General features: G+C 51.7%; 13 protein-coding genes. 1 reads left to right on the forward strand and 12 read right to left on the reverse strand.

Features of this window, described 5'->3' with window-relative positions; all coding sequences use genetic code 11:
- Positions 1 to 7: 7 nt before the first annotated feature.
- The 12 genes from HYT77_09095 to HYT77_09150 all read right to left on the reverse strand — a co-directional run bounded on the left by HYT77_09095 (position 8) and on the right by HYT77_09150 (position 11,739).
- Positions 8 to 1,258, reverse strand: a complete 1,251-nt coding sequence (locus HYT77_09095; GenBank protein ID MBI2068151.1) for an aminotransferase class I/II-fold pyridoxal phosphate-dependent enzyme — start codon at positions 1,256 to 1,258, stop codon at positions 8 to 10.
- Between the two features lie 231 nt (positions 1,259 to 1,489).
- Positions 1,490 to 3,697 carry an ATP-dependent DNA helicase RecG gene (gene recG, locus HYT77_09100; protein ID MBI2068152.1) on the reverse strand — a complete coding sequence of 736 codons (2,208 nt, stop codon included), beginning with the start codon at positions 3,695 to 3,697 and terminating at the stop codon, positions 1,490 to 1,492.
- A complete protein-coding gene (locus HYT77_09105; GenBank protein MBI2068153.1) occupies positions 3,582 to 4,991 on the reverse strand; it encodes an OmpA family protein in 1,410 nt (469 codons plus the stop codon). Before HYT77_09105 ends, recG begins: the two co-directional genes overlap by 116 nt.
- Before the next feature lie 41 nt (positions 4,992 to 5,032).
- Positions 5,033 to 5,341 carry a hypothetical protein gene (locus tag HYT77_09110; protein ID MBI2068154.1) on the reverse strand — a complete coding sequence of 103 codons (309 nt, stop codon included), beginning with the start codon at positions 5,339 to 5,341 and terminating at the stop codon, positions 5,033 to 5,035.
- A gap of 57 nt (positions 5,342 to 5,398) precedes the next feature.
- Positions 5,399 to 5,905, reverse strand: coding sequence for a nucleotidyltransferase (locus HYT77_09115; protein MBI2068155.1), 507 nt, complete (start codon positions 5,903 to 5,905; stop codon positions 5,399 to 5,401).
- A complete protein-coding gene (locus tag HYT77_09120; protein MBI2068156.1) occupies positions 5,848 to 6,054 on the reverse strand; it encodes a hypothetical protein in 207 nt (68 codons plus the stop codon). Before HYT77_09120 ends, HYT77_09115 begins: the two co-directional genes overlap by 58 nt.
- Before the next feature lie 31 nt (positions 6,055 to 6,085).
- The gene (locus tag HYT77_09125; GenBank protein MBI2068157.1) at positions 6,086 to 7,714 is read right to left on the reverse strand and encodes an NAD+ synthase; all 1,629 of its coding nucleotides are present in this window, start codon (positions 7,712 to 7,714) and stop codon (positions 6,086 to 6,088) included.
- Positions 7,711 to 8,745, reverse strand: a complete 1,035-nt coding sequence (locus HYT77_09130) for a CoA transferase (GenBank protein ID MBI2068158.1) — start codon at positions 8,743 to 8,745, stop codon at positions 7,711 to 7,713. The genes HYT77_09125 and HYT77_09130 overlap by 4 nt, the downstream gene beginning before the upstream one ends.
- Positions 8,742 to 9,062 carry an SCP2 sterol-binding domain-containing protein gene (locus tag HYT77_09135; GenBank protein MBI2068159.1) on the reverse strand — a complete coding sequence of 107 codons (321 nt, stop codon included), beginning with the start codon at positions 9,060 to 9,062 and terminating at the stop codon, positions 8,742 to 8,744. Before HYT77_09135 ends, HYT77_09130 begins: the two co-directional genes overlap by 4 nt.
- A 17-nt stretch (positions 9,063 to 9,079) precedes the next feature.
- On the reverse strand, positions 9,080 to 9,460 hold the full coding sequence (locus HYT77_09140; protein MBI2068160.1) for a DUF4870 domain-containing protein: 381 nt from the start codon (positions 9,458 to 9,460) through the stop codon (positions 9,080 to 9,082).
- A gap of 11 nt (positions 9,461 to 9,471) precedes the next feature.
- Complete coding sequence (locus tag HYT77_09145; protein ID MBI2068161.1) at positions 9,472 to 11,232, reverse strand: long-chain fatty acid--CoA ligase; 1,761 nt, start codon at positions 11,230 to 11,232, stop codon at positions 9,472 to 9,474.
- A 126-nt stretch (positions 11,233 to 11,358) separates the two neighbouring features.
- Positions 11,359 to 11,739, reverse strand: a complete 381-nt coding sequence (locus HYT77_09150; protein MBI2068162.1) for a YraN family protein — start codon at positions 11,737 to 11,739, stop codon at positions 11,359 to 11,361.
- Between the two features lie 34 nt (positions 11,740 to 11,773).
- Here HYT77_09150 and HYT77_09155 point away from each other — a divergent pair, with 34 nt between their 5' ends.
- Complete coding sequence (locus HYT77_09155) at positions 11,774 to 11,965, forward strand: 50S ribosomal protein L28 (protein ID MBI2068163.1); 192 nt, start codon at positions 11,774 to 11,776, stop codon at positions 11,963 to 11,965.
- Positions 11,966 to 12,345 lie beyond the last annotated feature (380 nt).

The following is a 12,345-nucleotide window of genomic DNA, read 5'->3' on the forward strand; positions in this document are numbered from 1 at the left end:
AGGTTTTCTAAACCACTTCCAACGCACGCTCTAGATCCATGATAATATCATCGGGATCCTCCAGACCGACGGAGAGGCGAATCCCGTTTGAATCAACACCACGGCGCCTCTTCTCCTCCTCCGGCAAACCGGAGTGGGTCATCGAAAACGGGTTTTCAGCATCCCTGGCGATCTTGTCGATGAATCGCTCTGCCGCATGGTCATCCTTTCCCTTCAGCACAAAATAGATCATGCTGCCGGGGGCAAAGTTCCCGTGAAAGTCAGTCATCTGGGAGCGGGCCAGATCGGCCTGCGGAAAATCGGAAAGGCCTGGATAGAATACGGACCTGACCTTGGAATGATCTTTGAGGAAGGAGGCGACCTTCATCGCCACCTCCTGTTGCTGTTTCATCCGAAGCTCCAGGGTGGAGAGTCCGTAGACCAAAATCGGCCAGGCATTTTTGGGAGAAAGCACACCGCCGAAATCCTTTCGAAAAAGGAGCAACGCATTTTCATGCTCCTCCGAGCCGACAACCGCCCCTCCCATGTCGGTCCCGAATCCGCCGATATCCTTTGTGAGGCTATGGGCCACAAGATCAACCCCCAGGGAGAGCGGTCTCTGACAGAAAGGGGTTGCAAAGGTGTTATCGATAATAAGAACGATTTTATGATCCTTCTCCCTCTTTTGATTGGCCCGATCGGCCACCTTGTGGAGCGCACGAATATCAACAAGACGAAGATTCGGATTGAGAGGACTCTCAAAATAGATCACGCGCGTCTTGTCGTTGATTGCTGATTCGTACCCCTCGCTTGTCAGATCGACAAACCGGACCTTGATCCCCAATCTTGGAAACCAATTCGTAAAAAGACTGTAAGTGCATCCATACAGAATATCGTTGGCAAGGATCTCATCCCCCGCCTTCAAATTCACCAAACAGGCGGCCGCCACCGCCGCCATTCCGGAGGCAAACGCCACCGCCATTTCCGCCCCCTCGGCAAAGGCAAGATTCTCCTCGAGCATCCCGCGGGTCGGTTCATCAAGGCGGTCATAGATGTAGATCGGCAGATGCCTCTTCTGCGGTGTCTGATCACAGGCAAATTCAAAAAAGCCCTTGGCCCCCCGCTGTGAGGTGTCAAGCCGGAACGCCGTCGAGGCCGTCAAGGGTGGAATGACATGATGGCGATACTCCCACTTCTTGGAGTGAAACTTGCCGTGAATAAGATGGGTCGCCTTTTTATAAGGACGCCGATCGGATAGATCCTTCTTCTCCCCCGACATGCAGCCGGACGTAGCAGGAATCAATTCTTCTGACAACCCATTTGACAGGGTTATGGGGTGTGTTGAAAAATGGCTTTTGTGGACTGTTCAAAAATGCCCAGCTGCAAGACACCCCGAGGAGCCGCGACGCAGGCGTACTTGAGGGTACGTCGAGGAGCCGGCGACGAGGGGAACGCAGCAGATGGCATTTTTCAACAGTCCCTTATGCTTGCCGGTGGAGTCGCCCTCTTTTCATCCAACATCGGACAGGGCGAGTCTCTCCTTCCATCGTCGAAGGAGTTCCTGCTTAAGCAGGGAATGCGACAGAAGCCCCGGGTCGTTGTCGATTAACTGAAACGCCTCTTCGCGGGCGACTTTTAAAATCGGATAGTCCCGAAGCAGATTGGCCACACGAAGATCCGGCAGCCCTGATTGGCGCGTCCCCAGAAAATCCCCCGCCCCACGGATCTTTAAATCCTCCTCGGCGATCCGGAAACCGTCATTCGTCGCGCACATCACCTCAAGACGGCGGTAGGCATTCTCTGTCTTGCGGTAGTCGCTCACCAGGAGACAGCTCCCGGCCTTCACCCCCCTCCCAATCCTGCCCCGCAACTGATGAAGCTGCGATAGCCCGAACCGATCGGCATGTTCGATCACCATGAGTGTTGCGTTGGGGACATCGACACCGACTTCAATGACGGTCGTGGAGACGAGAAGATCGACCTCTCCGGCACGAAACTTCCTGAAAATAGTCTCCTTCTCATCGGCCACAATCCGTCCATGAAGGAGCGCAATACGGTGTTCCGGAAGGATCTTCTTCAACTCCTCACACATCTGCGTCGCGTCCTTGAGTGCCAGTTTCTCGCTCTCTTCAATGAGGGGATAGACGACATACCCCTGCTCCTTCCGCTCCAGGGCCTCACGAATTATACCGTAGAGCATCCCGCGGTTTCGTGACTCAATAATCTGGGTTCTCGTCGGCTGTCGTCCCGGCGGCATCTCATCAATAATGGAGAGATCAAGATCCCCATAAACGGTCATCGCAAGCGTGCGGGGGATCGGTGTTGCGGTCATCACAAGCACATCCGGAACAAGCGATCCCTCCTCCCCCTTCTGACGGAGCGCCATTCGTTGCAACACACCAAAGCGGTGTTGCTCATCAATAATCACGAGACCCAACTTTGCAAACTGCACCCCGTCTGAAATCAGGGCATGAGTCCCGATAACGAGTGAAAAGAGGCCACGCCGGATGCGGGAGCGATTCCGTTCCTTCTCCAAGGCGGTCTGCGATCCGAGCAAGAGACCAGCCGGAATCTTGAACGGGGCGAGAATTTTCTGGGCGGTCCGGCAGTGCTGTTCGGCCAAGATTTCGGTTGGGGCCATCAAGGCAACCTGATAACCGTTTTCAATCGCCGCCACCGCGGCCAGGAGGGAGACGATCGTTTTGCCGCTGCCGACATCCCCCTGCAGAAGCCGGTTCATCGGGGCACCCCTCCCCATATCAGAGTAAATTTCATTGAGGGCCTGTCTCTGCGCCTTTGTGAGATCGAACGGCAGCTGGCCTTGCCAATCCGCCCGTCTTGTCTCTTCGATGGTAAAGGGGATCCCCGGCTCGCCTCTCGCCTGACGTCTCTTCAGGGCGAGTCCCAGTTCCATCAGGAAAAACTCCTCAAAAATTTCGCGGTAATGCCCGGCGGAACGGCCATTGTTCAACTCCTCCACAGAGGAATCCGGCGCTGGAAAATGAATCCCATAGAGTGCCTCCTTCTTGGGAACAAGCCGACGCCTTGTCCTTAGTTCTTCCGGGAGTGGATCTGAAAAGGAGGCCCGTTCGAAACAGTTTCGGATCACTTTACGAACTGTTTTTTGTCCCAATCCGGAAATTTGTGAATAGGTCGGGATAATCCCTGGCGCAGCCACCTCGTCTAGAAGATCCGCCTCCAGCAACTCCACCTGGGGATGCACAAATTGAGGTTCGCCGCGATAAAGGGTCACCTCACCGGAGACGAGTAGCGCTTGTCCCTTTTGAAACCGCCCCTTCATCTGTTGGGGATAAAAATGAAACCATTTGAGGGAGACCGCCCCCGTCTCGTCCCCCAGAAGAACCTCAAAGAGCCTCCTCTTGCTTCGGCCAAAGAACAGAAGCCCCGACGACAGGACGCGCCCGACAACGGACGCCTGCCCCACTTTGAGGTTTCGTATCGATTCGAGCCTACTCCGATCCAGATATTTGTAGGGGAAAAAATAGAGGAGATCCTCTGCCGTCTGGATCCCCTTTTGGAGAAAGAGCTCCGCAATCCTCGGCCCCACACCAGGGATAAACCGGATTGGAATCTCTGCTATGTTATGGGACGGCCGGCTTGGAGGGAGCGGAACTGGGGCTCGTCCCGGTGAGGGATTGACGTTCAAGGATCTTGAACTCGACGCGACGGTTCCGGGCCCTTCCCTCTTCCGTATCATTGGTATCTCTCGGTTCAGATTCACCATACCCTTTGGCGGTCAGACGACCCTCTTGAACACCATGGTCAACGAGAAAGCGCTTCACCGCCTCAGCACGCTTCCCCGACAGTTTAAGGTTGTAAGTCTCATCTCCCTTGTTGTCTGTATGCCCACCGATTTCTACCTTAAGGATTTCAGGATGGTTCTTCAAGGTCTCAATAATCGCATCGAGGATATCCTGTGAGACCTCGCGAATCGACTCCTTCCCATGTTCAAAGTGGATCTTCTTCTTGATCTCAATCTCCTTCTCGCCGATCTCAACGAGGGACGATTCCGCAGGGGGAGGTGGGGGGGGCGGAGGTGTCGCCTCCACTTTCGGTTCCTTTTTTTGGGCGACCTTCTTTTTTCTTGTCTGACCTTGGGTATAGGCAACTCCCCCAATGATTCGATAGAACGGACTGCCATAGCTGTTAATGACACCCGCAGTGACTCCGGCTGAAAGGGCGAGCCCTGGCAAAGGTGGAATCCTGAAACGGATGCCACCCCCTCCTTCGAGCGGCGACTCCGATTCACGATCATACGGTCTCTTCAAGAGAAAGGAGCTATTGAGCTCGCCGATGAGATCAATCCAGTCAACGGTCTTGATCTTCAACCCGACTCCGATCGGGATGTAATCGTCCCTCTCGGTCACGGTACCCGGGAAAATAAATCCACTCCGGGCCATCAGTCCCAGATTGAACGACATCTCAGCCCTGTCAAGAAACTCACCATCCAGAACAAGCAGACCGCCTCCCGAGAAGGTTCCATCCGCCGCAAATTGATCCTCATTCCCTGTCGGGATCGAAAGGATCGGCACAATCGCAAAACCGACATCATAATCCTTGAGGTCCACCAATCGGAATTTCATCTGAATGCGAAGATCCCCCAGACCGCGACTCGTCGTTCGTGTGACGTTGTTACTGTCGGCGGTCAGACGGGTGAGGCTCGTTGCATCATTAAAGAGGACGACCGGCAGGACAACACTAAACTCCAGCCAATCGGTCAAACCAGCCGCAACGCCGATGTCCGTCATCCAGAGATTGTCGACCATCGGGACATTGGTCACCCCTCGAAGGAGCGGCTGATGGGCATAGTTGATCCCGACCCCGCCGTGAAACTGCCACTGTCCAAGCCCGCGCGATGAGAGAACCGAAAAGTAGGAGCCCGGCCCGATCGATGGTTTGAAATTTTCGACCGAAGCGCCGATATCAGCCCAGGAAAATCGGGCCAGCAAGAGGAGAAGAGGCAAAGTACGGATCACCCGTCGATGAGGCATGTCGGCCTGTTTCTAGCAGGGGAAAAATAAAAAACAAGAATTTAAAATTCGAAGGCCGGACGTGGCCGATGGGCCTTTGTCAGCATCCTGTTAGCCCCTGACTCCTTCCTGTAACAGCTGGAGAGGAACAGCGATGATCTACTGAAGCAGTTCATTGTTATCCGCCTCCGCCAGAAAACCCTGCCGTCTTGCGGAAGGGAGCTCCATTTTTTGGATCTCTCCCGCTTTTTCTCTTCGATAATCTGCAGCAGATAATTCACATTCTGCTCGTTTAACGACTTAAGGAGTCGACGCGCCCCTTCAATGATCGGCTCCTCACCTCTGCATCTGGTAACAACCTTCATTTTCATGAACGGTAGGATAAGGGACCCGTCACTCCAAATCAAACCTTCCTCGCGATCGGGCCCCTACTTTTTCGATTTCTCACGATTCTCTTCTTCAATGATCCTGAGGAGGTAGTTGATATCCATTTTGTCCGACGGACGGATCGTGTTTTTAGTTCTGATCAATGTCTGTTTTCCAACAACGGGAATCCTCACACCATCAAGCTCTACCCATTGAAGGGACCGTTTTGCCTCGTCAAAAGTGACCCCGCATGCAGAAGCTAACAAATCAACTACGTACTCGTCTCCAATCCTAACCACTGTGTATCGTTGGACATCATCATCCTCAATCTCATGTGCGGCATTATCTGGTAAATGACCCATCGCCTCTTTGATTTTTTTTATATTTTCTGTCGAAGGATCAACGAGCAGATCGATATCTTTTGTGGTGCGAGCAGCACCGTGCAGGATAACGGCAAATCCGCCAATAACGGCGTATTTTGCCCCACGCTCGTTTAGGTATCGGCAAAGATCTACAAGGTCTTCAAGCTTCGGCGCACGTGAGTTCTTGCGATCATTTTGGTCATCCATTCGTCCGCTTCCTCAAATGTTTTGAATCGATAGACTCCTCTTGGAACAAGGGCATCACCACGAATCTGATTCAGTGTTTTCTGCAAGATCCGCGCATCTTCAATCGGGTTTTCACGACCCTTTCGCTTGGTCACAATCTTCATCGTCATGTCCAGAGAATAAGGTAGCACCTCTTCGAAGTCAAACCTTCCTCGCCATCGGGTGCCTCCGTCCCATTCCGAACGCCTTTGAGGTCACTCGAATGCCAGGCGCTGCCTGGCGCCGCTTGTATTCATTCTGGTCGACACGACGGATAACCCAACGAACTGTCATTTTTGGGAAACCAAGCGCGACGATTTCATCCTCTGACTTCTGTTCTTCAACATAAGCCTTCAAAATCGAATCCAAAACCTCATAAGGAGGGAGGGTATCCTGATCGGTCTGATTTGGCCTAAGCTCGGCTGTCGGGGCCTTGGCAAAAATTCTCTCAGGGATAACCTCCTGCCTTCTGTTGATCCAACGAGAGAGCTGATAGACCATCTGCTTTGGAAGATCGGAAAGTGCGGCCAGTCCGCCACTCATATCACCGTAGAGGGTACAATAACCGACCGCCAACTCTGATTTGTTACCCGTCGTCAAGACCAGGTAACCATGACGATTGGAAAGGGTCATGAGGAGATTACCGCGAATCCGTGCCTGAAGGTTTTCATCCGCAAGATCGGGAGATTTGTCCACACGCCGGAACAGTTGACGATAGGAGCGGTAAACCGAGTTAATGGAAATCAGTTGTGATGAAATCCCCAGATTTTTGATCAGTTTTTTTGCATCCTCAAGGCTCTCATGACCGGTATAAGGAGACGGCATGACAACACCGAGGACATTCTTTGGCCCCAACGCCTTTGCCGCTAGCGTTGCTGTGAGCGCCGAATCAATCCCTCCGGAAATCCCCAGCGCCACCTTTTTGAAACCACATTTTTTGGCATAATCCCTGATTCCTAACAGGAGGGCATGAAAGAGCGATTCCAAATCTTCCATCGCCTCCAATTCCCCCTCGCCCCCATTGGGGGGATTTTGCATATCGACAATCACCAGGTCCTCCTGAAACGCCTTCCCGCTGGCGATCACCTCCCCTTGCGCACTGATGGCAAGGGATCTCCCATCAAAAACAAGCTCATCATTTCCGCCGACAAGATTTACAAAAAAGAGGGGGAGGCGGTGTCGGACCGCATGGGCACGAAGAAGCTCCTCCCTCATCTTCTCCTTCCCTACGGAATAAGGGGAGCAGGAGAGATTTAAAAAAAAATCCGCGCCGGATTTGGCCTGTTCTTCCAAAGGGTCTTTGGAATAAAGACGCCTCTGCCAAAGCCGCTCGTCGCTCCAGTAGTCTTCACAAATGGAGATCCCTATCTTTTGATGCCAAGACCAGAGACCGGTTTCGGTCCCCGGTTCAAAATAGCGGGTCTCGTCAAAGACATCATAGCTCGGCAGAAGATTCTTGAAGTAGTGTCCACGAATCTGCCCCCCCTCCAGGAGGGCCGCCGCATTAAAGAGAGATTTTCCACTCCCTCCCCGGTTCCTCTCCAGATACCCGACAACGACAGCAATCCCGGTGGCTGAGGAGGCTATGAGATCCAACGCCTGGAGATTTTTTTCGATGAACGACGGCCTCTCCAGAAGATCACGTGGCGGATAACCGGTCGTTGTCATCTCCGGAAAGGCGATCAGATCAACTTTTTTTTCTTTCGCACGATGGACGAAAGAGACAACCTTCTTAACCGTGGCCTGAAAATCGCCAATCCTCGTGTTGATCTGGGCCAGTGCTATTTTCACAAAACACCTGATGCCTTCCAATGCCTGATCTGCCTTGTTCCAAAACCAAGTGATCTAAGAATTTTAACGTTGTCCCTCCCCATAGTGGGAAGTTTCTTTCTCCTGGAAACCCCGCACGCCTCTCCAACATCAAAAACAGGTGAGAGGCAAAAATCAAATTTTCTCTCCAAACGCTCCCACTCATTCATTCGCCGGGAACTAAAAATTTTGGCAAGCCCCGTTCCATGTCTCTGCCTCACTCTGTTGACTCCCTGACCAATGGCACCCGAAAAATTTCTGATAAATTTGGGCTCCAGGGGGGCAAAGGCGATATGCCGCTGATCTTTGGTTTTATACACACGATAATGGGGGAGTTTTTTTAGGGGGTTAATAACCCCCTCAGAAGAACAACCGGTTGCCCGGTACAGACACGCCATCTCTTTTCCCGATTCTTCCAGAGAAATGTCCAACCATTCCCCGCGGCCTGTCCGCTGGCGCCCCAGCAAGGCGGCTAGAATGCTTGAGACCGCCCGATAACCAGCCACCAGATCGGTGATCTGAAAATCGGGGATCACCGGCTTTCCCTTCGCATCATGAATCAGAGAGAGAAGCCCTGAAAGGGCAAGATAATTCAGGTCATGACCCGCCAGGCGTCTGTTCCGCCCCTTTTGTCCACTGCCACTAATAGAGCAAAGAATGATCCGCCGATGAGACCGCCGAAGGTTCCGATAAGAAAGATCCAGTTTTGCGAGTATCCCGGGTCGAAAATTTTCAATGAGAACATCCGCACGCCGGACCAGTTTCTCAAAGATTTTTTTCCCGCAGGGATGTTTGAGGTTCAGTGTCAAAAACTCCTTTCCCTCGTGAAGCTCCTGAAAATGCCCCAGATCGACAAATTCCTTTCCCCCGGTCAGGGCACGGTAGTAGTCACCCACATCCGGTTGTTCCACCTTGATGACGCGAGCACCAAGCCTTTTAAGAAGAAGAGAGGCAAAACCACCCGGAAGGAGGCGGGAGATGTCGATAACCGTAATGCCCTTGAGAGGTTTCAAAAAATTTTTTGTAGCTTGAGGGCCTGTCCCATATTCCCCTGGACCTTGAGCTTGCCCGTCATAAAGGCCATTTGGGGGTTGAGCTGACCCGAGATCATTTTTAAAAAGTTTTCGTCGGAGATCTTGATCGTACACGTCGCCTTGTCAGAGATCCCTGACTGAATCGTTCCCCCCGGCACAGTCAAATCAAGGGTCCAACAACCACCCTGATCTCCCGAAATATCAAACTGATAGATCGCGTTGATTTGAGAGAGGCTCTCCCTCCTCGTCTCAAGATTTTGGGGGATCTGTTTCTCAAAATATTCCTTTGGTGTCATACATCCTCCTTAAAAAGTCAGGCCAGTCCTGCTTGTTTTTCGGCCATCTCGCCCAAATAGGGGACCTTCCACCGCTCCCCCTGGTACGCCTTGATCATTGAAATAATCCAGAGGACCATGGCCAGTAGGACAAGAAACGGAATCAAGAGGCCGAACGTCCAACCCAAAAATCCGGCAACCAACCCCATCATCCACGAAAGAATCGCCAGAAAAAAATAGGAGGCCCAAAAGCAGAGCGACAGAAGAAGGGACTGCCAAACATGAAATTGGATCTCCTTGTTCTCCTTCTCCAGAAACATGAAGACGAGACTGGTGAATGGACTAGCAATATAACAAAGCATACCGGCAATATTTGGCGCCAGACCGGTCCCCTTGGTTCCCTCAATCCCACTCGACATATAGGTCCACCCTATTCCCTGTAAAGTTGCGACAGGACATCCTTGTACTTCTCACTCACAAACCTTCTCTTCACCTTGAGCGTTGGGGTCAACTCTCCCGACTCCTGGCTGAAATCTCCCTCCAAAATGGCAAATTTTTTGATCGTTTCAAAACTTGCCAATTTTCTGTTCTTCTCTTCAATTGATTTCTGGATCAAGGCGTAAATCTTAGGATGCCGGGTCAGTTCACTAAAATCGCCAAATGAAATTCCTGTGGAATGCGCATACTTCTCCACCTGATCACGATTGAGCGTCACGAGGGCCGAGAGGTACTTCCGTTTGTCCCCATGAACAACGACCTGACTGATGTAAGGAACCATTTTGAGTATGTTCTCAATATTCTGCGGTGCTACATTCTTCCCGCCAGCCGTTACAATGATATCCTTCTTCCGATCGGTAATTTTTAGGAAGCCATCCATATCAAATTCACCAATATCCCCCGTGTGAAACCAGCCGTCTGGTGTCAACACCTCACGGGTCGCCTCCGGTTTTTTGTAGTACCCCTGAAAAATCACCGGTCCACGAACCAGAATTTCGCCATCGGGGGCGATCTTCTCCTCAACCCCCTCAACCACCGGCCCCACAAAACCAAACTTGAAGCCGTCTGGCCGATTGCAGTTGATCGCTGCCGTTGTCTCCGTAAGACCATACCCTTCGAGGATCAGAATCCCGGCCGCGTCGAAAAATTCACCGATCTCCTGGGAGAGCGGTGCTCCTCCTGAAATCGTAAAGAGAACCCTCCCGCCCAACCGGGCCTTGAGCTTCTTAAAGACAAGGAGAGAGGCAAGCTTATGTTGGAATTGCAAAAGAAGGGGAAGTCGCTTTCTCTGCTGACGACGCTGACTCACGTCACGCCCAACGGAGGTGGCCCAGTGGAAGATCCACTGCTTGAGCTTGGAGCCTGATTTGACCTGCGCATGAATCCGTTCGTAGACCTTTTCGAAAATCCTTGGCACCGCCACAAAGAAGTGCGGCCGAATCTCGGCCAGATTATCAACCAGCTTCTCAATGCTTTCCGCATAGGCCTGAACAAATCCAACCTTCAGATGGAAGAACTGGAGGGCACGAGCCACAATATGGGCGAGCGGCAAAAAGAGAAGGCTCTCATAATTTTGTTCGATCTTGAGAACCTTTTCCAGAGACCCTACCTCAGCCATAAAATTTTTGTGGGTCAGGATCACTCCCTTGGGATTACCGGTCGTCCCGGAGGTATAAACATAAGTGGCCACATCGGTGGACTTGATCTGCTCAACCCCTTTTCTCCAGGAGGCCTGATCCCCCCTCTGGATCATGATCTCCGACCAGGTCACGACTGATTTTCCTGACGATTGGCCGGAAATGAGCAAGACCGAAACTGTTTTGTTCTCGGAACGAACCTTCTTCAGGAGATCGAGATTTTCGACAATTACAACCCCCGCCTCCGAATCTTTAATAATATAAGCGGCCTGCTCCACGGTGTTGGACTGGTAAATCGGGACCGTAATCGCACCGATGGAGAGGATTCCTAAATCGGATAAGGTCCATTCCACCCGGGTGGAGGAATAAAGGGCAACGGCATCCCCTTTTTTAACCCCGATCGACTGAAGACCACAGCCAATCTTCATGACCCGCTCTGCAGCCTCAATCCAGGAAAGTGCCTTCCAGACCTCTCCCTCCTTGTACCGAAAACAGGGCTTGCTTTTCAACAACTCGGCGGTTTTTAGAAATATCTGGACAAGATTTCGCTCCGACATCGGACCAATTTATAGGGTTGTCACACAAGGTTGTCTAGGGGAATTTAGCCCTCTCCCCTTGGCCTGCCCTGAGCGAACCTGTCCTGAGCATCGTCGAAGGAGCCGAAGGGCGGGTGAGGGGAAAAATTAGTACCCCCACTGCAACAGAAACAGATCCGGGACCCATTCGCAGAAGGGGGGTGTTTTTTCAAAATCGACAATGATCAAGGCAAAGGAACCGGCTTGGTCAACAATCTTTTTCGAGGCGTAATACTGCTGGGCAACACGTGAAATATGAAGCTGTTTCGGATACGGTACGAGCTCATAAGGTGAGACCCCTTCAAGAGAGCGACGACTCTTGACCTCTACAAAATAAAGGGCCTTCTCTTTTTCGGCAATCAAGTCGATCTCGCCTAAACGACATCGATAATTTCGTTCCCTAATCTGAAAACCCCGGTTTTTGAGGAACTGAACCGCCTCCTCTTCCCCTTCCCTCCCCAGCTTTTTCTTTAAGAAATCCGGTTGCATGTTCATTTGATCCTTGCTAGCAGGACAATCCTCTATGGCAAGGATTTGTCATTACTGCAACAAAAGGCGGCTCGTTGGCAACAACGTCAGCCATGCCAACAACAAGACCAAAAAGGTCTCTTATCCCAATCTTCAGCGGGTTCGGGCTCTGATTGAAGGGGCCGTTCGGAAGGTCTATGCCTGTACGCGTTGCATTCGCTCTGGATCTGTTCAGAAGGCAGCCTGAGCAAGCCAGCTCAATTTAGCATGTGAAAATGAGTGCCGTTGGTGAAATCTCTTTTTGACCGATAACCAGTCAACGGAGTTGTACTCTACCCCTTGGCGACCGAGTGGAAGGAGCGATACCTCAACCCGTTTCTCTTGGCCAGAATGAAGCGTGAATGTAAACCCAAGAGAAAAACCGGCGGCAGAGAGGTTTTTGGAATAAGAGAGAACCAAAAGTGCGATAAGGACTGTTAAGAAAACGATCGGTCGACGGGACATGTTCCTTGTAGGAGCAAAGAACATGCCAACAGCCGTTTGCTAACCGTCCAATAAGTCTCTATTTTTTAAGACAAATTTGAACCACCTCCAAAAAATGGGGAGAAGAGTCCCAAAACAGAGGGC

It is taken from the genome of Deltaproteobacteria bacterium (genome assembly GCA_016180855.1).
In the GTDB taxonomy this organism is placed as follows: Bacteria; UBA10199; UBA10199; order JACPAL01; family JACPAL01; genus JACPAL01.

What these genes read in the sequence shown, in the direction of transcription:
- HYT77_09135 (MBI2068159.1), bottom strand. Translation starts at nt 9,062, where the DNA reads ATGACACCAAAGGAATATTTTGAGAAACAGATCCCCCAAAATCTTGAG.
- HYT77_09145 (MBI2068161.1), bottom strand. Translation starts at nt 11,232, where the DNA reads ATGTCGGAGCGAAATCTTGTCCAGATATTTCTAAAAACCGCCGAGTTG.
- HYT77_09110 (MBI2068154.1), bottom strand. Translation starts at nt 5,341, where the DNA reads ATGAAAATGAAGGTTGTTACCAGATGCAGAGGTGAGGAGCCGATCATT.
- HYT77_09105 (MBI2068153.1), bottom strand. Translation starts at nt 4,991, where the DNA reads ATGCCTCATCGACGGGTGATCCGTACTTTGCCTCTTCTCCTCTTGCTG.
- HYT77_09095 (MBI2068151.1), bottom strand. Translation starts at nt 1,258, where the DNA reads ATGTCGGGGGAGAAGAAGGATCTATCCGATCGGCGTCCTTATAAAAAG.
- HYT77_09140 (MBI2068160.1), bottom strand. Translation starts at nt 9,460, where the DNA reads ATGTCGAGTGGGATTGAGGGAACCAAGGGGACCGGTCTGGCGCCAAAT.
- recG (MBI2068152.1), bottom strand. Translation starts at nt 3,697, where the DNA reads ATGATACGGAAGAGGGAAGGGCCCGGAACCGTCGCGTCGAGTTCAAGA.
- HYT77_09115 (MBI2068155.1), bottom strand. Translation starts at nt 5,905, where the DNA reads ATGGATGACCAAAATGATCGCAAGAACTCACGTGCGCCGAAGCTTGAA.
- HYT77_09150 (MBI2068162.1), bottom strand. Translation starts at nt 11,739, where the DNA reads ATGCAACCGGATTTCTTAAAGAAAAAGCTGGGGAGGGAAGGGGAAGAG.
- HYT77_09155 (MBI2068163.1), top strand. Translation starts at nt 11,774, where the DNA reads ATGGCAAGGATTTGTCATTACTGCAACAAAAGGCGGCTCGTTGGCAAC.
- HYT77_09120 (MBI2068156.1), bottom strand. Translation starts at nt 6,054, where the DNA reads ATGACGATGAAGATTGTGACCAAGCGAAAGGGTCGTGAAAACCCGATT.